Origin of the sequence: Rhodococcus sp. WY5, from assembly GCF_018588185.1 — a bacterium.
Taxonomy (GTDB): Bacteria; Actinomycetota; Actinomycetes; order Mycobacteriales; family Mycobacteriaceae; genus Rhodococcus_F; species Rhodococcus_F qingshengii.
In genome coordinates, this window is the sequence record NZ_JAAMPR010000001.1 from 679,928 (window position 1) to 700,255 (window position 20,328).

Genomic DNA, 20,328 nt, shown 5'->3' on the forward strand with positions numbered 1-20,328 from the left:
TGTGCCAAACTCGGGCCGTGGGAACTGGACTATCGATCACAGCGCGCGGAAAGCTCGCCATGCGAGCTGCCGCAGCAGCATCTTGGGCATCGCAGAAGGCCGGTCGCGGCAAGGGTTCGATGATCGGCGGGCTGATCGCCCTCAAGATCGACCCGACGCTCATGACTCAGCTCGGACGCGGCAAGCGCACCGTCGTGGTCACCGGCACCAACGGCAAGTCGACGACCACGCGTATGACCGCCGCAGCGCTCGCGACACTCGGTGACGTCGCCACGCAGGCCGACGGCGCCAACATGGATGCCGGGATCGTGGCCGCCCTGGCCGCGCGTACCGATGCGACGCTGGCGGCACTCGAGGTCGACGAACTGCACGTCCCCCACGTAGCCGACGCCGTGAACCCGGAAGTGATCGTGCTGCTCAACCTCAGCCGCGATCAACTCGACCGGGTCGGCGAGATCAACATGATCGAACGGAAACTGCGCGCGTGCGTCAACGCGCATCCGAATGCGGTGATCGTCGCCAACTGCGACGACGTACTGGTCACCTCCGTGGCATACGACGCCACCAACGTCGTGTGGGTTGCTGCCGGCGGCGGTTGGGCCGGCGATTCCGTCAGCTGCCCGCGCACCGGCGAACCCATCGTGTGGGAGGGAAAGCACTGGCGCAGTACCGGTTCCGACTTCGCGCGGCCCGAGCCGACCTGGTGGCTCGACGACGACAATCTCTACGGCCCCGACGGCCTGAAGATTCCGATGACGTTGACCCTCCCCGGAAAAGCCAACCGCGGCAACGCAGCTCAGGCCGTAGCGGCTGCAGCGGCTTTGGGTGCAGATCCGGTCGGGGCAGTTGCCGCCGCATCGACGGTTCAAGAAGTCGCAGGTCGATACAGCACCGTCGAGGTCGGACCGCACTCCGTTCACATGCTGCTCGCGAAGAATCCCGCCGGCTGGCAGGAAGCGCTGTCGATGATCGATCCCACGGTGGACGGTCTGGTCATCGCGGTGAACGGTCAGGTGCCGGACGGCGAGGACCTCTCCTGGCTGTGGGACGTGAAGTTCGAGCACTTCGAAGGTGTCAAGGTAGTGGCCGCCGGTGAACGCGGAACAGATCTGGCAGTTCGCCTCACGTACGCGGGCGTCGAGCACACTCTCGACCCGGACCCGTTGCGCGCCATCGCTTCCTGCCCTCCCGGACGTGTGGAGGTACTGGCGAACTACACGGCCTTCCGTGACCTCAACACTGCCATCGCGAAGGAGTCTCGCAATGTCTGACTCGACAGTTCGCATCGGTCTGGTACTCCCCGACGTCATGGGCACCTACGGCGACGGCGGCAATGCCCTGATCCTGCGTCAGCGTCTACGGATGCGCGGCTACGACGCCGAAATCGTGGACATCACCCTCAGCGATCCGGTCCCCGATTCGCTCGACGTGTACACGTTGGGTGGCGCCGAGGATTCCGCTCAGCGCCTCGCAACGCGTCACCTCGCGAAATACCCTGGTCTGCAACGCGCCGCAGAGCGTGGCGCACCGGTTCTGGCGATCTGCGCTGCCATTCAGGTGCTCGGCAACTGGTACGAAACCTCCAGCGGCGAACGCGTCGACGGTGTCTCGATGCTCGACGTCACAACCTCGCCGCAGGAGAAGCGTTCCATCGGCGAAGTCATCACGAAGCCGCTGATCGACGGACTCACCGCGCCCCTCTCAGGTTTCGAGAATCACCGCGGCGGAACAACTCTGGGTAGCTCAGCCTCTGGATTCGCACGTGTCACCCATGGTGTCGGAAACGGCGTCGGCGACGGATTCGAAGGCGTCGTGCAGGGTTCGGTGATCGGGACGTACATGCACGGACCCGCTTTGGCTCGCAACCCCGAACTCGCGGACCTCCTGCTCATGCGCGCCTTGGGTGTGAACGAGCTTGAACCCCTGCATCTGCCCGAGGTCGACAAGCTCCGCAAGGAGCGACTCGCGATTCGCTGACCCGGTTCAGGCGGTTTCGGATTTGCCCTCGGTCAGAATCAGTTCCACGGCCAACAGCGCGGCGCAGGCCAGTCCCGCGACCAGTTCGGGCACCGCGGTGTAGGTACCACCGAGCACGACGACTATCGCGACCGAGAACGGCACGAGGGTGCGTACCGAGGAGTCGTGTAGTCGAATGTGGATGAACCACAAGGCGGCAAGGATGACCGCGACCGGAACGGTGACGGCAGCACCCGTCACCAACGCGCTGCCGTCACCGTGATGAGTCCAGAAGTCGACGCGCGAGGCCAACCCCGCACCGATGGCGGCAGCGGCGGCGAAGATGAAGTAGTGACCGAACCCCCAGACGAAGGGTGAGACGTTGTCACCGCCGATCACTTCGCCTGCATTGCGTTGGAAGTACAACCACCACAGGCTGAAGACAATCAGAATGCCGCCGATCACGACGTAGGTGACCTGCGCTGCCGGATGCTCACCGTCGACCGCGTCCTGAATCGCGATGGTGGTCGAAAGGATCGTCTCGCCCAGAACGATGATGAAGAACAACGAGTACCGCTCCGCGATGTGATGCGGGTGCCACGGCGTCATGCCCGGCTTCTCCGACCAGATCGGTACCGCGAATTCGCACAGAACCAACACCAGGAACGTCGGGACGTAAACGGCGGACGGCACGAAGTAGAAACCGATCCAACCGATCTGGACCAACACTATTCCGAGAGCGTATCGACGCGCCGTGAGCGCATGTTCGGGGTCGTTCCGCGAGACCCTGAGCCATTGGATGACCAGGGCTATTCGCATGATGACGTAGCCGACGATGATCAGCAGGGCGTCGTCGTTGAAGAAGCGGACGATGCCGGCTGCAAGGACCAGCGATCCGAGGATCTGGAAGATGGTCAGCAGCCGGGCGATTCCGTCGTCGTTGTCGTACGCCGAGGTGAACCACGTGAAATTCAGCCACGTCCACCAGATCGCGAAGAAAGCCATCGCGAAGTGCCCGACGCCCGAAGCCGCATGCCCTTCGCTGATCGCGTGGTGCAGACCGGTGGCCGCTTGAGCGACCGCCACGACGAAGCAGAGGTCGGTGAGCAGTTCGAGCGGCGTCGCCACCCGGTGCGGCTCGTGCGGGTCCCGCGGAACCAACGGCCTGATGAACGAACTAGTGCGATTCACGAAGGGCAGAGTAGCGCGATGATTGCCGACGCGCTGCCCGTGACTGGAACCTGTCGTCTCAGATATTCACGCCGACGCCCCGATCTGGGCTCGGATCTCCAACTGATCGGCGAGTTCGGCGCCTATCGCCCCCGCGCTCCCCAAAGTGAAGGCGATCTGCCGTCCCCACAGGAAATAGCGGTGAATCGGATAGTCGACATCCGCGCCGATTCCGCCGTGCATGTGCTGGGTCGCGTGCACCACGCGCAAACCGCCGCGCGACGCCCACCATTTGGCGACCAGCGCAGCCGCTTCCGCTTCACTCTCGACTCCGCTGTCCATCAGCCAGGCAGCGCGGTGGGTGGTCAATCTTGTGCTCTCGGTGTCGAGGTACGCGTCGGCGGCCCGGACGGCAACTGCCTGGTTGGTCGAGAGTGGACGTCCGAATTGCACTCGCTCGGAGGTGTATTTCGCCGTCATCGCCAGCGCTTCCTCGCAGACGCCGGTAGCCAGGGCCGCCAGAGCGACCCGCGCACGTCGTAACGTCCAGTCTCGAACCACCGCGCCGTCCGCGGGAAGTGCGTCAGCTGCAGTAACCGCAACCCCGTCGAACTGCACAGCGCTGTTGCTCTCGCGGTTCGTCACCGCAAGCGGTGTACGCACCAGCGCATCCCGGTCCGTCGGCACGATCATGACGCTGACACTGCCGTCCGGCATCGTCACCGGAACCACCAGCGCGGCCGCGAACTCGGCGGCCGGTACGGAGTCGACGCGGCCTGACAGAACCCAACCGTCAGGCGCCGGCTCGGCGCGAACCGCCGTCTCGGCGTTGTAGCCGGTGTCGAAGGCGCCGGTGACGATCACCGAGCCGTCGAGCAGTCCCGGAAGCCACGACGCTTTCTGCTCCTCACTGCCGAACTCGGCAATCGGCAGCGCTGCCGTCGAAATCACCGACCAGAGCGGCACCTGGGCGACCCGGCGGCCTTGTTGTTCGAGCACCGCTGCCAGGCCTAGCATTCCGAGTCCCGCTCCCCCGACTTCCTCTGGCAGAGGAATTCCCAGAACGTCGGAGTCGGCGAGGAGCTTCCACAGTTCGGCGTCGAAACCGCCGGCGCCCTCCACTTCCCGCAGGCGGTCCACTCCGGACTTCGCCGAGAAGATCGATTCACTCAGATCCCGCACGGCGGACAAGTTGTCGTCGAATTCGAATTCCATGTCAGCTCTTTTCGTTCTGTGCAGCGGGCCGGCGACGCGCAGCAAGCGCCATGCCCAGACATTTTGCGGCGACAATTTCACGCATCACTTCGTTGGTACCACCGCCGAAGGTGTTGTTCTGGGCGCGTCGACCCAGGTTCTCGACCCGCCCTTCCAATACCGCTCCGGGTGTGCCGGGGCGCAGTAAGCCCTTGGCGCCCAGCACTTCCTGCAGCATGCCGTACGCACTGACGACGGCTTCGGTACCGAAGATCTTGGCCGCGGCCGAATCCCCGCCGCCCAAGGTGTTGGCGGCGACGTCCGCCACCAGTCGCAGGTTCATCAGGTCGGCAGCACTGAGCAGCGCGTAGACTTCCGCCAATTTCTCACGTACCCAACCGATGTCGTAGACGTGGCCGTCACCGGCGGGTTCGGTCTTTGCCCATTCGACCACCTCGGCAAAGAGCTCGTTGGCTATACCACCGCGTGCGGCCAGGGCAACACGTTCGTGGTTGAGCTGGTTGGTGATGAGCTTCCACCCTTGATTGAGCTCACCGACGACATTGGTGATCGGCACCCGAACATCTTCGTAATAGGTTGCCGAAGTGCTGATTCCGCCCACGGTGTGAATTTCGGTGACCGAGAACCCCGGCGAATTGGTCGGTACCAGGACCACGGAAATGCCCTGATGCGTAGGCGCGTCAGGATCAGTACGAACGGCAAGCCAGACCCAGTCGGCAAACACACCGGCGCTGGTGAAGATCTTGTTGCCGTTGATGACAAGCTCGTCACCCTCGATGCGGGCGCGTGTTTCGAGGGCCGCGAGATCGGTGCCCGCATTGGGTTCGGTGTAGCCGATGGCAAAGATCAACTCGCCCGCCAGGATCGGACGCAGGAAGAAGTCCTTCTGAGCTTGCGTCCCGTGCTTGATCAGAGCGGGTCCGACGGTGTTCAGCGTGACCAGCGACAGCGGCGCATTGGCGCGAATCACCTCGTCGTAGAACACGTACAGAGCTTCGGGGTTCTCACCCCGACCGCCGAATTCCTCCGGCCACCCCAAGCCCAGCCAACCGTCTTTACCCATTCGGCGCAGAATGCGATCGAAGACGGGGCCGCCTTCGGTCTGATCCACGAGAGCACGGCGGTCTTCGTCGTTGATGATCTCCGCGAAGTACGCCCGCAATTCCTTGCGCAGAGTCTTCGACTCCTCCGACAAATCCAAGTACATGGTGAAACTCCTAAGATCTACGAACGCGGCAGGCCGAGTACGCGCTGCGCGATGACGTTGAGTTGAATTTCGACGGTTCCGCCGCCGAACAGAATCGAGGGAAGTCCGATGTGGTCTATCGCGTAATTCGCCGACGGGTCGACAACGGCGGCACGAGGTCCGAGCAGTCGCAACAGATCCCGCGAGCCCTCACGCTGCGCCAGGGCGTTGTACACCTTCGACACGCTGATCTCGGAGCCCGGTTCCTGACCCGCCAGTCGCGCCGACACCCCGCGTAGATTCATCGCGGACAGTGCCAACTCACGAGAGATACTGCGGCCGAGGCCCTCCACTGCGTCTTCGCGAGGGCAGTCGTGGCTCGCGTCGGCAATAACCTGACGGAACAGCCGACTCGAACCGTGGTGCAGCGTGCTGCCCATACTCAGGCGTTCGTTGGACAGCGTTGTCGCAGCAAGCTTCCACCCTTGCCCCGGCTCCGCCACCAGGCAGTCGTCCGGGACGAAGACGTCGTCGAGGAATACCTCGTTGAACTCCGACTTACCGGTGGCTTGTTTCAGCGGACGTACGTCGATACCTTTCGAGGTCATGTCGACCAGGAAGTACGACAGCCCACGATGTTTCGGAGCGTCGGCGTCCGAACGCGCCAGGCATACTCCCCAATCGGCCTCGTGCGCGCCCGAGTTCCACACTTTCTGACCCGACAGGACCCAGCCACCGTCGACCTTGCGCGCTTTCGTGCTCAGACCGGCCAGGTCTGATCCCGCGCCCGGCTCACTGAACAGCTGGCACCAGATGATGTCGGCGCGCAGCGAAGGCTCGACGAACCTGTCCTGCTGCTCGGCGTTGCCGTGTTCGAGAATCGTGGGCAGCACCCATTCCCCGATCACCGTGGACGGTTGAGCCCAACCTCGCATCGCGAATTCGTGTGCGATGACGGCCTGTTCTCTCGGTCCTGCTCCCAGCCCGTACGGCGCCCGATAGTGCGGGGCTACCAGTTTGGCGTCGGCAAATCGGGCGCGTCGAGCGCTCCCCTTGGCCGGCGCCCAACTGGCGCTGGTGGTTCCGTCGTCGGGCAGCAGCGCAACCTCGTCCAGAACCCTGCGAACCTGCTCTCGTAGTTCAGGCAGCATGTCCGGGTCGACAAAGGAGAAATCCCGTTCCGAATCGGCGGACCGGTCTCCCAACGTGTGTGCCCACTTCACCTCGGAACCCGCCACCGCAGCGATACTGATTGCCCGGCGCCAGTACAGATGCGCGTCATGCTCCCAAGTGAATCCGATTCCGCCGAGCAACGTGACACATTCGAGGGCGTTCTCGATGCCGACGGGCAAAGCGGCCAACGCAGCTTGAGCCGAGACAAGTCTGTGCTGATCCTCGCCGTGCTCTTCGGACCGAGCTGCGTCCCACGCTGCGGCACAGGCAATCTCGGAGCGGACCAGCATCATGGCCGCCTTGTGCTGAACTGCCTGGAAGCTTCCGACCGGACGGCCGAACTGCTGCCGGGACTTCACGTAGTCGACCGCGGTGCGTAGCGCCCACCCGGCGATACCGCTCGCCTCCGCAGCCAACACCGTGTTGACGATCAGTTCGACTCGGTGCGCCTGGAGACCCTCGACGATCAGCCCAGCGTCGACCTTGTGGTCGGTCAACGTCAGTGTCCCGATCGAGCGTGTCAGATCCACTCCGTCTTCGACCTCCACCGCAGCGGAAGACGACTGCTCGAGCCGGAACCACAACTCGCCGTCTTCGCTGTTCGCTTGCACGAGAACGACATCGGCTCCGGGCAGACCTAGAGCCGGGTCGGCAGAACCGCTCACGGTCCACCCTGCATCGCTGCGAGCCGCGCGCAATCCCACGCCGGTGCAGACTGCTCCGGTTGCGCCGGCAGCCAATTCGATCAACATTGATTCCGCAGCCGGGCCGGCAGCTGTTGCGAGGATCCCACTGGCGATGACCGTCGGAACGTACGGTCCCGGGTAAAGCGCATCACCCAATTGCTCGACTACCACCGCCAGTTCGGCAAGACCTGCCCCGTCACCGCCGTACTGCTCCGGCAGGTGCACTGCGTGCAGTCCCTGACGGACCAATCCATCCCACGAGTCCGGCCGATCACCGGCGGCGTACCGCTTGACGTTGCTGCGCGTGTCGGCGATTCCACCGAAGCGGTTCGCGAATGCGGCTACCGCTTCCGCCAGGTCACGGTGATCTTCGAGCAGGGGCAGTGCCATGGCAGGTTCCTCAATCTTCGGTTCTTGTCAGATGCGTTCGAGAATCAGGCAGGTTGTTGCGGCGGACGCGCAGATCGCGATCAGTGCGATGGACTTGTCCCGACGCTCCAGTTCGTCGATGACATTGGCCAACAGTCTGATTCCGGTTGCACCGGCCGGGTGGCCCAGCGCGATTGCACCACCGTTGACGTTCAGCAATTCGGGATCGACGCCGTGAACCTGCGCGAACGACATCGGTACCGAAGCAAATGCCTCGTTGACCTCGAACAGGTCGATGTCGTCGATCGTCAGACCGGTGCGGCCGAGCACGATGTTTGCCGCGTCCACGGGACCGTCGAGCATGAACTCGATGTCTCCGCCAATGACGCACTGCGCCAATATCTTTGCCCGCGGCCGCACCCCGAGCATCCTGGCTCGATCCTCGGACATCAGCAGAGCGGCACTCGCACCGTCCGAGACCTGCGAAGACGCTCCAGCGGTGTGCAATCCGCCCTCTTGAACGGTGCGCAGCTTTGCGAGCCCTTCGAGACTCGATTCGCGCAGACCCTGATCCCGATGAACCGGAACGTCAGAGCCCGGAGCGACCACATCGATGATGTGCGAGTCGAAGCGTCCTGCCTCCCATGCTGCTGCGGCTCGCTGCTGCGAGCGCAGCCCGAAGGAGTCGAGATCCTCGCGGCTGAAACCGCGCTTGACAGCAATCCGATCGGCCGCGGTGTACTGGTCGACGGTATCGAGTGACCACGACTCCGGACGTGGTGTTCCGAGGCCGGTACCCACCTTGTAGGTGAGTGGTGCCCGCGACATCAGTTCCACACCGCACGCCACACCCACGTCGACTGCACCGATGGCAATCTGCCCGGCAATCAACTGCACCGATTGCTGCGCGGTTCCGCACTGCGCGTCGATCGTGGTGCAGCCCGCTTCCAACGGAAGGCCCGCATGCATCCAGGACGTACGCACGATGTTTCCGAACTGCTCACCGAGAGGCGTCACACAGCCGCCGATGACCTGGTCGACCGCGCCAGGATCCACGCCCACCCGATCCAGCACGCCTTTCTGCGCATAACCCAACAGTTCCGCCGCGTGGACTCCGGACAGCCAACCCTCACGCTTGCCGAACGGCGTTCGTGCTGCGTCCACGATGACGGGCTTCATGCCAACTCCTCGGTTCGTAATGCCGGGTTCTCCGGTAATGCTGCGCCGTCCAGACCACGCACGGTCAGGGACCACTCGTCGATCAGGTCCAAGCTGACGCTCGAGCGCGCGGTGAACTCGGTGTCGCAATCACACAGCGCTGTGACCGCTTCCACCATTTCTTCCATAGATTCGACCTGATCCGGCCGGATAGTCTCACCGACCAGGACTCTGGCGCCCTCACTGAGCACCGCTGCCCGCGGTTGAACCGTGTTGACGCGAACCCCCTGGCCGTAGAGTTCCACGCCCATGCCGTTGCTCATCCTGTTGAGCGCTGCTTTGGACGCGCCGTACACGGTCATGGCAGTTCCCGGTTCGACCCACGTGAACGGCGGGCCATGCCACGGTTTGACGGTGCCACTGGACACGTTCACGATCCAGCCGTATCCGTTTGCCACCATCCCCGGCACCACGGCTTGCATCAGATCGAGCGGTGCATGGACATTTGCCTCGAACATCAACCGTCGCCGCCGCAGTGGGTAATCCGAGAGCGGCTGATAGATCGCCGCTGCCGCGTTGTTCACCAGGATGTCGATCGTCCCGCCAAGCTTCTCGATCGCCAGCGGCACAACGGTGTCGCGCTGCTGCTCGTCCGTCAGATCTGCGACAACTATCTCGACTTTGTTTCCGTACTTGGCAATTCGAGCCGCAGTCTCTTCGAGACTGCCCGGCAGGGTTGCGTGTGCACCGAGCGTCCGGGCCACGAGAGCGACGTCAGCGCCTTCCGCTGCCAGCCTCTCTGCGACGCCTGCACCGATTCCGCGGCTGGAACCGGTGACAAGCGCTCGGCGTCCTTCGAAGCGATCGGTCATGCTACTTCCACTTCGCGGCGAAGCGATTGATGCTCTCCGCAATCCGAGCAACTTCGTCGTCACGCAAACCGTGGCTCATGCCGAGTGTCATGCCGCGGGCAAAAACTGCGTCCGCTTCCGGCAAACCTTCGGCCGGCTGGCGAAATTCGATGTTGTTCATCATGGGGTGACGAGTGACGTTGCCGCTCCACACGGTTCGGGTGTCGATGCCGTCGGCCTCGATGGCTTCCTGCAGGTCGCTGCGCGTGAAGGGGGCGTTCTCGTTGATCATCACCGGGTAACACAGCCACGCCGTGTCGAGACCGTCGAGTTCTACCGGCGTCGTGAAGAATTCGGGGTGGGCGCCGTATGCCGTCGTGAAGGCCGCAAATGTGGCCTTACGCGTCTTGTAGTTCTGTTCCAGCTTGTCGAGCTGCACGACGCCGTAAGCTGCGCCGAGTTCGGAGGGCTCGAAGTTCCACGACATGAGCTCGAAGATGAAGTCGTTGTCGTAGTCGACGCCGTCGAGTTCTTCACGGAAGACTCGGCCGGACTTGGTACTGCCGAACAGGTTCGGCTCGCTACGACGGCCCCAGCGGCGAAGCAGCAAAGCCTTGTCACGGCTGGCTTCGTCGTCGACGCACACCATTCCACCGGTTCCCGCGCACGTGATGATGTGTGCCATCGAGAAACTGGTGACGACGATGTCCGCCCGAGACCCGGTGGGAGTACCGCGGAGCGTGGCGCCGATCGCGTCACACGAATCCTCGATCACCTTGAGTCCATGGCGATCAGCGATATCACGAATGACGTCCCAGTCCGGGCAGTTGCCGGCGAGGTTCGGCATCAGGATGGCACCGGTCTTCTCGGTGACCATTGCCTCGATCTTGGTGACGTCGACGTTGAACGTGTTGGGTTCCACGTCCACGAACACCGGCACCAGACCGGCACGCACGATCGGTGCGATATCGGTGGAGAACGTCAACGGCGACGTGATGATCTCGCTTCCCGCAGGCAGTCCGAGCAGCTCGACTGCCAAGTACAAACCCGAGGATCCCGAGTTGCACATGACGCCGAACTTCTTGCCGGCCAAGGCCGCGATACGTTCTTCCATCTCGAAGACGTTCTTGCCGATGCGCAATCCTTGATGCCCGCTGCGCAAGACGTCGACAACAGCCTGTATTTCTTCCTCGCCGTGGGTGGCCCTGGCGTAGGTGATCCGCTCGCTCATCTTGTTCCTGCTTTCTCGAATAGGCGGCAGATTCAGCGATCTGCCGAGAGGACGAGCGCACTGTGCGGGACGGGAGAGCCGCCGGTCACGAGCACGTTGTCCAGAGTCTTGGTCGGTTGATTGGTGGAGGTGCCGCGGATCAGGCGAACACCTTCGGCAATACCGTTGACGCCGTGGATGTATCCCTCACCGAGTTGACCGCCGTGGGTGTTGATCGGCAGGCGACCGTCCAGCTCGAGATTGCCGTCGGCGATGAAGTCTTTTGCCTCGCCCCGACCGCAGAATCCGTACTCCTCGAGTTGAAGCAGAACCATCGGGGTGAAAGCGTCGTAGAGAATTGCGGCATCGATGTCGTCCGGCCCGATACCGGCCTGGTCCCACAGTTGGCGCGCCACGAGTTCGACTTCCGGCATGCTGTCGATGTCGTCGCGGTAGTAGCTGCTCATCGAAATCTGTTGCGGACCTACACCTTGCGCAGCGCCACTGATGACCGCAGGTTTGTGCGGCAGGTCGCGGGCGCGCTCCGCACTGACGATCACCAGCGCCTGTCCGCCGTCACTTTCCTGGCAGCAGTCGAGCAAGCGGATGGGATCGGCGATCATGCGTGAGTTCTGATGGTCCTCGATAGTGATCGGGCGTTCGTAGAACCAGGCCTTGGGGTTGTTCGCCGCATGCTTGCGTGAGAGGACCGAGATCTGGCCGAAGTCGGCGCTTGTTGCCCCGTACTTGTGCATGTACAGCTTGGCGAGGAAGGCTTCCTGCTGCGCCGGGGTCAGAAGCCCGTACGGGTTGATCCAGTTCCGATACTCCTGGTCCGTCGACGCGTTGTACGCAAAAGGTGGCGGGCCGGCGCCGAATCGGTGACCTGATCTTTCGTTGAAGGCACGATAGACGACCACGACGTCTGCGACACCACTGGCGACGGCAAGCGCTGCTTGTTGAACCGGTGCGCAGGCACCGCCGCCACCGTGTGGAATACGACTGAAGAACGTCAGTTCCGGGATCCCGAGGGCGCGTGCGACCGCAATCTCGGGGTTGTTCTCCATGGTGAACAGCGCAAATCCGTTCACCTCTTCTGCCTCGATGTGAGCGTCGTCGAGCGCGGCGATCACGGATTCGCACGCCAACTGCCATTCACTGCGGCCGGAGTTCTTGGAGAACTCGGTGGCGCCGATTCCGGCGATGGCTGCTTGCCTCGAAAATCCTCGTGTCATGCGATTACCCTTTCCACCGGTTCGAGAGTCACGTCGGCCGTCACGTGTGTTCCGCGGGCGTTTTTCCCGAGAACCGTCACGGTGAGCGCCCGGCCGTCTGTGGCGGTGACCTTGCCGGTGAATGTCATGGTGTCTCCGGGGAAGTTCGGAACACCAAGCCGTAGTGATGTTTTGACGATCCGTGACGCCGGACCGGACCAGTCGGTGATGTAGCGGTCGATGAGCCCGTTGGTGGTGTTGATACTCATGAAGATGTCGGGAGTTCCGCGATCCTGTGCCTTGCCCGGATCGTGATGCACGTCCTCGAAATCCTGAGAAGAGATCGCGGTGGCGACGATCAGCGTTCGATCCAACGGCAATTCGAGGCTGGGGAGGACCGAACCCACTTCGCAGTCAATCAGTTTCGTCATTGCACCGAACCCCGTCGCCTCAGTTGCGGCAGCATCTCGCCGTGAGCGTGCTCGGAGAAGGTCACTTCGAGTTCCATGCCGAATTCGAGTTCCTCGTGATCGATCCCCGCGATGTCGGCAACCAGACGCGTGCCTTCTTCGAGATCGACGAGTCCGACGGCGAGTGGGTACTCGAAAGCAGGATCCTTCGGGTGATGGATGACCGTGAAGCTGTGCAACGTGCATCGCCGCGTGGATTCGACTGTGTCCCAACTGAACGAGCGACATTCCGGGCACGCGGGTGCGGGTGGGTGGCGCAGTGTCTTGCAATCCCCACACCGTTGGATCTCGAGGCGACCCTCTTTGGCCGCGGAGAAGAAGAAATCGTTGTCGTCGGTGACGGTCAGTCTCGGAACAGCGGTGTTGCGGGAGCCAGTCTCGCTCATGCGATTACCTCCTGGACTTCGAGTTGAGTATCTGTCTGGGCATCTGGTTTGAACCTGAGCAATCGAAAGCGCTCTTCGACCAACGTCTTTCCGTCCTGGTCGACGTACTCCTTGAACAGAGTGATGAAGCACCCGTGACCGAGGGCAGTCTGTTTGAACGGCGAGATCGCTTCGATGGTGAAATGCGCGGTGATGTGGTCTCCGGGGCTCAGCTCCGCGAAATACTCCTGCTCGACGTTGGTCGCGACAACGGAGGTGTATCCGGCCTCGTCCAACAGCGCCAGCAGTCGTGAATAGGCGAAGCCCTCGGAGACTCCGTCGGCACGAAGTTGCTGGACCTGCCGATAACGTCGGTAACCCGCCATCACCCAGGTCGAGATCATGGCGGGCGGACAGACGACGTCTCGACGGCCGGTACTGCGGGCGGCCTCGGCGTCGACGTAGATCGGGTTGCGGTCGTCGTGCGCCTCGACCCAGTTGCGGATCATCGCCTCGTTGACGGCGTAGCGGGCGACGCGGGGTGGTTCGGCCTCTGCGCCGATGAAATTCGGAAACTGCGTCTGCAGGCTCTGCACTGAAATCCTCCGTGAACGAAAGTTGAGCAAGCGCTTGATTCTGAAGCTAGCATAGGAATCCGGAAGTGGAAACACGCGATCTCACCGACGAATTGGTTCGAGCCGGAGCTATCGGGCAGGATTGCGCTACGTTCGACGCCGGCAGCCCGGCACCCCCGAAACCCTGCCCTGAGCAGGACCGACAACCAGTGGAGATTTCAGTGGCATCACCAGATCGTCGGGAGAAGATCCTGGAGAGCTCAGCCGAGCTGTTTGCCAGAAAGGGTGTCGCCACCACGACCGTTCGCGAGATCGGCGACGCCGCCGGTGTGTTCTCGGGCAGCCTCTACCACTACTTCAAGTCGAAGAATGCGATAGTTGCCGAGCTCATGCGCGGCTTCATCACCGACATTCAGCTCCGCTTCGATCAGGTGGAGAAGACGGCAAACGACCCCGAGGAAGTCCTGCGCGGCTTGATCCGCGAGACGCTGGTCGTCATCGAACTACACCCGCACCCGACGGCGATCTACCAGAACGATCGGGCTTATCTTCGCGACAACGATCTCCTGCAATCCGTCGACGGGCCTTCCCGCCAAGTCCGCGAGCATTGGATGAAAGCGATTGCCGAAGGCGTCGATCAGGGAATCTTCCGCAAGGACGTGGCACCGGAAATTTTCTATCGATCGGTACGAGACACCTTGTGGTCGACAACGCATTGGCCGGATCGCCAGAAGTACACCACCGACGAGTTCGCGGATCTGATGATCACGCTCTTCCTCTCGGGATTCAGGGTCGCCTGACCAGATCCGGCAAATCCAGATGTTTCGGGGTTCGTCCCTGCGGCAACAGGATCGACACCGCGAACACGACCACCGCGCAGCCCGCGCACACCAGGTAGGCGACGGAGAATCCGGTCCACGACGTGGAATGTTCCGAACCGCTGATCACGAATGCAGCGAGAATGGTTGCCACCGTCGCACTGCAGATCGTGCTTCCGGACGTCCGCAGAAGTGAGTTCACCCCGTTGGCAGCCGCCAGTCGCTGACGAGGTACGGCAACCAGAATCAGCAGCGAGAGCGTGCTGTACACGATGGCAGTCCCGACCGCTGTGATACCCAGTGCTGCAACCACTCCCCACAGCGGCTTACCGGCAACGGCGTGAATCCCGTACCCGCCGGCGAGGAACACGGCGCCGGTCAACATCGCGGTCCGTGAACCGAAGCGGTCGGTGATACGCACCGCAACCGGTGAGAACAGCACCATCGCGATACTCGCCGGAATCTGGCAGAGCGCTGCCGCGATGATCGACAGGCCGTACCCGGCACCCGGCCCCTTCATCCCCTGCAGCAGTTGTGTCGTGATCAGCGTGTTCCCGAAAAACGCGAACCCGACCAGCAGAGCCGCCAGATGCGGGATCAACACCGCACGTTTCACGAGAGCACGGACGTCGACCAGCGGATTGACGTTGCGCCGCTGTTGAATTACCCAGAGCGTGAACAGCACCGCCGACGCGGCCAGCATGGAGATCACCGCTCCACTGGTCCACCCCCAACTCGACCCCTGAGTGATCGGCACAAGCAGAGCAATCATCGCGGCGCTCAGACCAACCGCCCCGACGCCGTCGAATCTTCCCGACGGATTCGGCTCGGACTCTCGAATGAACAGCACCGCAGCAAGAGTCACGGACAGCCCGATGGCGGTGGTTACCCAGAACAGGACGTGCCAGTTCGAGTACTGCGCGATCATCGCGGAAAACGGTATGCCCAAAGCGGTTCCGACGCCGAGCGTCGAACTCATCGTGGCCACTGCGCCGTTGACCTTGTTGCGTGGCAATTCGTCACGGAGCATGGAGATTCCGATGGGGATGACTGCCGACCCGGCCCCCTGCAACGCTCTCGCGAAGATGAGGACAGCGATGTCCGACGACAGCGCACACAACATCGAGCCGAGAGTCATCATCGAGAAAGCAACCAGAAGCATCTTCTTCTTGCCGAACATGTCGGCGAGTCGACCGAAGATGGGAGTGACGACAGCGCCGACCAGCAGCGTGACGGTCACCAGCCAGGACACGGCCGTGCGTCCAGCGCCGGTGAAGTGCGGCAACTCCGGCAGCAGTGGAACGATGACCGTCTGCAGAACAGCCTGGAACACTGCGGCGGCGACAACGATGGGGAACAGGAAGCGGGAGCGCGGCTGCGCGAGTCCCGCGTCGGAGGTGGTGACTGCAGGCGTGCCCGGCGGACGGTCGAGCGTCGTCACCCCACACCGCCTGTTCTCACTAGGTAAATATCCGTTCACCTACATTAGGTGAACGGATATTTACCTAGCAAGAATTGTGACGCCGCTCACCCGTCGAGCAGCTTTTGCACCAGCGGTGCGTACAGCGCAACCACCTCGTCCTGGGTGCCGGTGGCATGGCCGGCCATCATCCGTCGGCGCATGATCGCCACTCCGACCACCATCGACATCGCCAGTTCCGCGCGCAATCTCGTGTCGGGGCCGGACAGGCGAGCGGCGAGGGTGTCGATCATCTGCGTCGAATAGTTCTCGCGCAGCTTGCGGTTGCTCTCTTCACTGACGCCGCTCATGAACAACAAGCTCATGGACAGCGGCTTGTACGACTCCAGCGGCTTGGTGAACAGCGAGACCATGCGCTCGCCGAGCGAATCGTTCGGGGCGTCGAAGACCGTGACCGCCGCTGCCCGGAAGTCGACCAACTCGTCGTACAACTGCTCTTTGGAACCGAAGTACTTGATGATCAGAGGCGCGCTGACGCCTGCGTCTTCGGCGATGTCCTTGAGCGTGATTTCGCGGTACGGCCGAGTCGCGAATGCTTTCCCGGCCGACGCGATGATCTGCGCACGCGTCTGCTCGGACGTACGACGCACCTGCTGACCTTGCTCCGTGCCGCTCATCAAGCGTTCCGCGACAATTCACGACGGCCGGACAATGCGCGACCCAGCGTCAACTCGTCTGCGAATTCGAGATCGCCACCCATCGGAAGACCCGAAGCCAACCGAGACACCGTGAGCCCCGGAATGTCTCGCATCATGCGAACGAGATAGGTAGCTGTCGCCTCACCCTCGGTGTTGGGGTCAGTGGCGATGATGACCTCGGACACGTCGACGCCGTCCTCCTGATTTGCGATGCGAGCCAACAACTCCCGGATACGCAACTGGTCAGGCCCGATCCCCGAGAGCGGATTGAGCGCACCGCCGAGCACGTGATAGCGACCCTTGAACTCACGGGTGCGCTCGACGGCCTGGACGTCCTTCGGTTCCTCCACGACGCAGATCACCGTGCGATCGCGACGTGCGTCGGCGCAGATGCGGCACTTCTCCTGATCGGAGACAGTTCCGCACACCGTGCAGAACTGAACGCCGTCACGGATGCGCTGCAATGCATTTTTCAAACGGTCGATCTCGGGAGGCTCCACGGAGAGCAGGTGAAAAGCGATGCGTTGAGCGCTCTTCGGCCCGACTCCGGGAAGCTTCCCGAGTTCGTCGATCAGATCCTGAACCGGACCTTCGTACACGCGTTCTCGTTTCTAGAAGCCGGGGAGACCGGGAAGGCCTCCGCCGAGTCCGCCGGCCAACGGGCCGAGCTTCTCAGCAGCGACTTCCTGTGCTTTGCGCGAAGCGTCCTCGATCGCGCCGATCACCAGATCCTGCAGCGTCTCGACATCTTCGGGGTCGACGACCTTGGGATCGATCTGCAGACCGACAACCTCGCCGGTGCCCTTGACCGTGGCGACAACCAGTCCTCCACCGGCCTGACCGGTCACTTCGGCCTGAGCCATTTCCTGCTGCGCCGCCATCAATTGCTGCTGCATCTGCTGAGCCTGAGCCAACAGAGCAGACATGTCGGGTGCTCCACCTGGTTGCACGAGCGGTCCTTTCTACAGAGTTATCCCCACCAGCGTAGTCGGTGCGCGCTACCGTGAGCGGGTGCGCCGGAACCAGTCAGACACCGTAAAACCGTCAAGAGGGTCAAACATGGCATCACGTGTGTTCCGCTCCACTGCCCTGATCGCCATGGTCGGGGCCGGGCTTCTGAGCGCTGCGTGCACGATTCCGACCGAGACTGCCGAGGCCACGACTTCGGTCGAGGTGTCTCCGCTGAGCACTGTCGCCGCTGACGTCCCCGCTGCGCTCACCGGCAAGGTCGTCTTCCTCGATCCCGGGCACAGCGGGGCGAACGACGACAGCATCAACACCCAGGTCCCCACGGGCCGCGGCGGCACCAAGAACTGCCAGACCACCGGCACCAACACCGATGCCGGGTTCCCCGAGCACACCTTCAACTGGGAAGTCGCGAGCCTGGTCAAGAGCGAACTCGAAGGCCAAGGCGCCACAGTGGTCCTGAGTCGACCCGATGACGTTAGCGTCGGATCATGCGTCGACGCACGTGCCGAAGCCGCCAATTCCTCCGGCGCCGACGTAGTGGTGAGCATTCACGCGGACGGCGCAGCGGCCGGGGCCGAGGGCTTCCACGTCTGCTACTCCGCGCCCCCGCTGAATACGGTGCAGGCCGGCCCGTCCGTCACCTTTGCCGAAACCATGCGCGACTCACTCGTCACAGCCGGACTCACCCCGTCGACCTACATCGGTGACGACGGGCTGGCACCACGCGCCGATCTGACGGGACTCAATCTGTCGCAGCGGCCGTCGATTCTGGTCGAACTCGGCAACATGCGAAATGCCGACGAGGCAGCGCGCATGACGAGCCCGGACGGTCAGCAGGAATATGCGTCCGCCGTCACCAGCGGAGTCACCGCCTTCCTCACAACCCCCTGACCTGTCTTCTGTGGAGAAATTCCACTTGTCCACAGGTATGTCGGCACCGCCGAGGTAGCCCGCTCACCTGGATACGGTTCTGCCATGGGGCCGATACTTCAGGTAAATTTCGCTGCTCTGCAGCAACTTTCAGCTGATCTGTCGCGAATTGCGGATCAGATCTCGGGGATCGATTCCGCCGGCCCGATTTTCGAAGCCGCGGCGGCCCTGAACTCGTCCGCCGTCGCGGCTGTGTCGACTGGGAATGCAGGCGTCATCGCCGACGCGTACCGGCACCTGGCTACGCAGTTGGGACTCATGGCGTCGGGAACCGCTGCCGCAGCACGTCTGTACGACGCTGCCGAGGGCGAAGTGGTGTCCGAACTGCGCGGAGCCTACTGATGCAGCCCACCGTCTCTCAGCTTCGAACGTGGTCACCGGAGAAATTGCGCACAAGCGCTTCGGAATTGATCGACATCGACCGGCAGATCGAAGTCCTCGGCAATGACGCCGGACGCAGCATCGACGCCGTCCGCGAATTCTGGCAGGGACAAGCGTCGAGCGCGGCGGCAGCGCAATGGTCTGGTATCTCGCTTTCCTCGTCGCGGCTGTCGGTTGCGGTTCGCGTAGTTGCGGATCTGTATGCCGGAGCGTCCAATACGATCGGTGCGGCGCGAAAATCAGTTCTGGACCTGGTCGAGGAGGCGACTCTCGAACACGGCTTGACGGTGTCAGACAGTGGAGCGGTATCGGCACCTGAGACGAAGCAGCCGTGGAATCTGGCCGACGCCATGCAAGATTCCGAAAACGACACGGCTGCACAGGTTTTTCAGCAGAAGATCTCCACTGCATTGACGGCACTCGACGACGAAGACAACCGGGCCGCGACTGCTCTGGGTGCGGCATTCCGAGAGATCGGATCACTCCTTGGCAATCAGCCTGATCGCCTCGACCGCACTGTCCTCGACATCCTCGACGGGAGGTCGACACTCCCCGGGACACCAACGGAGCTACACCGACTCTGGGAATCGCTCACGCCCAACGAGAAAGACGCGTTGGCGAGGTGGGATCCGTCCATCGGTAGCCGGGACGGCCTTCCCGCTCTGGACCGGGACTACTACAACCGGCGGTACCTCTCTGCGCTCGAGCAGTTACCGGATCGAACGGTAGCTGCCGGATACACGGCCGTGCGCGGCGAACTTCGACCGGACACGTTCCTTCTCTCGGTCACGGATGGGCATGCCGTCGTGGCAGTCGGTAATCCCGATGCCGCCGGCAACGTCGCAACACTGGTTCCCGGAACCGGCTCCGGGCTGTCGGGCGTCGGCGGAGACCTGCAACGAACCAAGGCCATGTACGACGCGGCGGTCAGGGCGGCGCCAACGGAAGCCGCATCAGTGATCCTGTGGTCCGGATACGACGCTCCCCCAGGCATTCCCGACGCAGCCTCGGATCGGTACGCCAACTCCGCAGCGCCGAGGCTCGACAGCTTCCAGGACGGGTTACGAGCCTCGCATGACGGCCCGCCTTCGCACAACGTGGTGATCGGTCATTCCTACGGCAGCACCGTCGTCGGTGCCGCGACTACCCGTGGCGCTTCTCTCGACGTCGATGAACTGGTTTTTGTCGCAAGCCCCGGCGTCGATGCCGAGCGCGTGAACGAACTGAGCCTGGACGGCGTCGACTCCGCCGAGATGGCTCACCATGTTCATTCGACGACGGCCTTCTGGGATCCGGTCCAATTGATCCCCAAGATCCTCGGAGTCCACGGGTTCGACCCGTCGGATCCGGAATTCGGCGCGCAGGTATTCACCGGATCTCCCGGGGAGCCTGGGTTCGGAGTTCACAGCGATTACTGGGAAAGCGGAAACCCCGCACTCACCGAATTCGGACGGATCATTACCGGCCCATGAAAGAAGGCGCCGTACCGGTGAAGGTACGACGCCATCTCAGTG

At 62.8% G+C, this 20,328-nt stretch carries 21 protein-coding genes; 6 read left to right on the forward strand and 15 right to left on the reverse strand.

Annotated features, from left to right (window positions below):
* Positions 1-17 precede the first annotated feature (17 nt).
* The gene (locus tag G4D79_RS03080; protein ID WP_003943457.1) at positions 18-1,271 is read left to right on the forward strand and encodes a MurT ligase domain-containing protein; all 1,254 of its coding nucleotides are present in this window, start codon (positions 18-20) and stop codon (positions 1,269-1,271) included.
* The gene (locus G4D79_RS03085) at positions 1,264-1,977 is read left to right on the forward strand and encodes a type 1 glutamine amidotransferase (RefSeq protein ID WP_007731510.1); all 714 of its coding nucleotides are present in this window, start codon (positions 1,264-1,266) and stop codon (positions 1,975-1,977) included. The genes G4D79_RS03080 and G4D79_RS03085 overlap by 8 nt, the downstream gene beginning before the upstream one ends.
* A 6-nt stretch (positions 1,978-1,983) precedes the next feature.
* Here G4D79_RS03085 and G4D79_RS03090 read toward each other — a convergent pair whose 3' ends face one another.
* The 11 genes from G4D79_RS03090 to G4D79_RS03140 all read right to left on the reverse strand — a co-directional run bounded on the left by G4D79_RS03090 (position 1,984) and on the right by G4D79_RS03140 (position 13,619).
* Positions 1,984-3,147: a low temperature requirement protein A gene (locus G4D79_RS03090; protein WP_099696760.1), complete on the reverse strand. Its 1,164-nt coding sequence runs from the start codon at positions 3,145-3,147 to the stop codon at positions 1,984-1,986.
* Positions 3,148-3,213: 66 nt separating this feature from the next.
* Positions 3,214-4,341, reverse strand: a complete 1,128-nt coding sequence (locus G4D79_RS03095) for an acyl-CoA dehydrogenase family protein (RefSeq protein ID WP_099696761.1) — start codon at positions 4,339-4,341, stop codon at positions 3,214-3,216.
* A 1-nt stretch (position 4,342) separates the two neighbouring features.
* Positions 4,343-5,548 (reverse strand): acyl-CoA dehydrogenase family protein, encoded by a 1,206-nt coding sequence (locus G4D79_RS03100; protein ID WP_058038230.1) that lies wholly within the window; start codon positions 5,546-5,548, stop codon positions 4,343-4,345.
* Between the two features lie 17 nt (positions 5,549-5,565).
* Positions 5,566-7,776: an acyl-CoA dehydrogenase gene (locus G4D79_RS03105; RefSeq protein WP_099696762.1), complete on the reverse strand. Its 2,211-nt coding sequence runs from the start codon at positions 7,774-7,776 to the stop codon at positions 5,566-5,568.
* A 27-nt stretch (positions 7,777-7,803) separates the two neighbouring features.
* Complete coding sequence (locus tag G4D79_RS03110; RefSeq protein ID WP_099696763.1) at positions 7,804-8,934, reverse strand: steroid 3-ketoacyl-CoA thiolase; 1,131 nt, start codon at positions 8,932-8,934, stop codon at positions 7,804-7,806.
* A complete protein-coding gene (locus tag G4D79_RS03115; RefSeq protein ID WP_042447783.1) occupies positions 8,931-9,785 on the reverse strand; it encodes an SDR family NAD(P)-dependent oxidoreductase in 855 nt (284 codons plus the stop codon). Before G4D79_RS03115 ends, G4D79_RS03110 begins: the two co-directional genes overlap by 4 nt.
* Before the next feature lies 1 nt (position 9,786).
* Complete coding sequence (locus tag G4D79_RS03120) at positions 9,787-10,995, reverse strand: DegT/DnrJ/EryC1/StrS aminotransferase family protein (protein ID WP_042922800.1); 1,209 nt, start codon at positions 10,993-10,995, stop codon at positions 9,787-9,789.
* A 32-nt stretch (positions 10,996-11,027) separates the two neighbouring features.
* Positions 11,028-12,209, reverse strand: a complete 1,182-nt coding sequence (locus G4D79_RS03125; RefSeq protein ID WP_099696764.1) for a lipid-transfer protein — start codon at positions 12,207-12,209, stop codon at positions 11,028-11,030.
* Positions 12,206-12,619, reverse strand: coding sequence for an acyl dehydratase (locus tag G4D79_RS03130; protein WP_030535712.1), 414 nt, complete (start codon positions 12,617-12,619; stop codon positions 12,206-12,208). The genes G4D79_RS03125 and G4D79_RS03130 overlap by 4 nt, the downstream gene beginning before the upstream one ends.
* Complete coding sequence (locus G4D79_RS03135; protein WP_099696765.1) at positions 12,616-13,044, reverse strand: Zn-ribbon domain-containing OB-fold protein; 429 nt, start codon at positions 13,042-13,044, stop codon at positions 12,616-12,618. The genes G4D79_RS03130 and G4D79_RS03135 overlap by 4 nt, the downstream gene beginning before the upstream one ends.
* A complete protein-coding gene (locus tag G4D79_RS03140; RefSeq protein WP_099696766.1) occupies positions 13,041-13,619 on the reverse strand; it encodes a MaoC family dehydratase N-terminal domain-containing protein in 579 nt (192 codons plus the stop codon). The genes G4D79_RS03135 and G4D79_RS03140 overlap by 4 nt, the downstream gene beginning before the upstream one ends.
* Before the next feature lie 65 nt (positions 13,620-13,684).
* Here G4D79_RS03140 and G4D79_RS03145 point away from each other — a divergent pair, with 65 nt between their 5' ends.
* Positions 13,685-14,398, forward strand: coding sequence for a TetR/AcrR family transcriptional regulator (locus G4D79_RS03145; RefSeq protein ID WP_175280092.1), 714 nt, complete (start codon positions 13,685-13,687; stop codon positions 14,396-14,398).
* Here the strand turns inward: G4D79_RS03145 and G4D79_RS03150 are convergent.
* From G4D79_RS03150 to G4D79_RS03165, 4 genes are all read right to left on the reverse strand, one after another.
* Entirely contained in the window at positions 14,385-15,857 is a 1,473-nt protein-coding gene (locus G4D79_RS03150; protein ID WP_099696767.1) for an MFS transporter, read from the reverse strand. The two genes, G4D79_RS03145 and G4D79_RS03150, sit on opposite strands and share 14 nt — an antisense overlap.
* An 86-nt stretch (positions 15,858-15,943) precedes the next feature.
* Complete coding sequence (locus G4D79_RS03155; protein WP_099696768.1) at positions 15,944-16,513, reverse strand: TetR/AcrR family transcriptional regulator; 570 nt, start codon at positions 16,511-16,513, stop codon at positions 15,944-15,946.
* Positions 16,513-17,133 (reverse strand): recombination mediator RecR, encoded by a 621-nt coding sequence (gene recR / locus G4D79_RS03160; protein ID WP_003943917.1) that lies wholly within the window; start codon positions 17,131-17,133, stop codon positions 16,513-16,515. The genes G4D79_RS03155 and recR overlap by 1 nt, the downstream gene beginning before the upstream one ends.
* 12 nt (positions 17,134-17,145) lie before the next feature.
* Positions 17,146-17,484, reverse strand: a complete 339-nt coding sequence (locus tag G4D79_RS03165; RefSeq protein WP_003943929.1) for a YbaB/EbfC family nucleoid-associated protein — start codon at positions 17,482-17,484, stop codon at positions 17,146-17,148.
* Between the two features lie 109 nt (positions 17,485-17,593).
* Here G4D79_RS03165 and G4D79_RS03170 point away from each other — a divergent pair, with 109 nt between their 5' ends.
* The 3 genes from G4D79_RS03170 to G4D79_RS03180 all read left to right on the forward strand — a co-directional run bounded on the left by G4D79_RS03170 (position 17,594) and on the right by G4D79_RS03180 (position 20,286).
* Positions 17,594-18,394, forward strand: a complete 801-nt coding sequence (locus G4D79_RS03170; RefSeq protein ID WP_099696769.1) for an Rv3717 family N-acetylmuramoyl-L-alanine amidase — start codon at positions 17,594-17,596, stop codon at positions 18,392-18,394.
* Between the two features lie 84 nt (positions 18,395-18,478).
* A complete protein-coding gene (locus G4D79_RS03175; protein WP_099696770.1) occupies positions 18,479-18,775 on the forward strand; it encodes a hypothetical protein in 297 nt (98 codons plus the stop codon).
* Entirely contained in the window at positions 18,775-20,286 is a 1,512-nt protein-coding gene (locus tag G4D79_RS03180; RefSeq protein WP_099696771.1) for an alpha/beta hydrolase, read from the forward strand. The genes G4D79_RS03175 and G4D79_RS03180 overlap by 1 nt, the downstream gene beginning before the upstream one ends.
* Positions 20,287-20,328: the final 42 nt, after the last annotated feature.

Bases quoted from the DNA above. Each gene is read 5' to 3' on its own strand.
- G4D79_RS03085 (WP_007731510.1), top strand. From the start codon at position 1,264: ATGTCTGACTCGACAGTTCGCATCGGTCTGGTACTCCCCGACGTCATG.
- G4D79_RS03135 (WP_099696765.1), bottom strand. From the start codon at position 13,044: ATGAGCGAGACTGGCTCCCGCAACACCGCTGTTCCGAGACTGACCGTC.
- G4D79_RS03120 (WP_042922800.1), bottom strand. From the start codon at position 10,995: ATGAGCGAGCGGATCACCTACGCCAGGGCCACCCACGGCGAGGAAGAA.
- G4D79_RS03170 (WP_099696769.1), top strand. From the start codon at position 17,594: ATGGCATCACGTGTGTTCCGCTCCACTGCCCTGATCGCCATGGTCGGG.
- G4D79_RS03095 (WP_099696761.1), bottom strand. From the start codon at position 4,341: ATGGAATTCGAATTCGACGACAACTTGTCCGCCGTGCGGGATCTGAGT.
- G4D79_RS03155 (WP_099696768.1), bottom strand. From the start codon at position 16,513: ATGAGCGGCACGGAGCAAGGTCAGCAGGTGCGTCGTACGTCCGAGCAG.
- G4D79_RS03115 (WP_042447783.1), bottom strand. From the start codon at position 9,785: ATGACCGATCGCTTCGAAGGACGCCGAGCGCTTGTCACCGGTTCCAGC.
- G4D79_RS03130 (WP_030535712.1), bottom strand. From the start codon at position 12,619: ATGACGAAACTGATTGACTGCGAAGTGGGTTCGGTCCTCCCCAGCCTC.
- G4D79_RS03110 (WP_099696763.1), bottom strand. From the start codon at position 8,934: ATGAAGCCCGTCATCGTGGACGCAGCACGAACGCCGTTCGGCAAGCGT.
- G4D79_RS03100 (WP_058038230.1), bottom strand. From the start codon at position 5,548: ATGTACTTGGATTTGTCGGAGGAGTCGAAGACTCTGCGCAAGGAATTG.
- G4D79_RS03175 (WP_099696770.1), top strand. From the start codon at position 18,479: ATGGGGCCGATACTTCAGGTAAATTTCGCTGCTCTGCAGCAACTTTCA.
- G4D79_RS03125 (WP_099696764.1), bottom strand. From the start codon at position 12,209: ATGACACGAGGATTTTCGAGGCAAGCAGCCATCGCCGGAATCGGCGCC.
- G4D79_RS03180 (WP_099696771.1), top strand. From the start codon at position 18,775: ATGCAGCCCACCGTCTCTCAGCTTCGAACGTGGTCACCGGAGAAATTG.
- G4D79_RS03105 (WP_099696762.1), bottom strand. From the start codon at position 7,776: ATGGCACTGCCCCTGCTCGAAGATCACCGTGACCTGGCGGAAGCGGTA.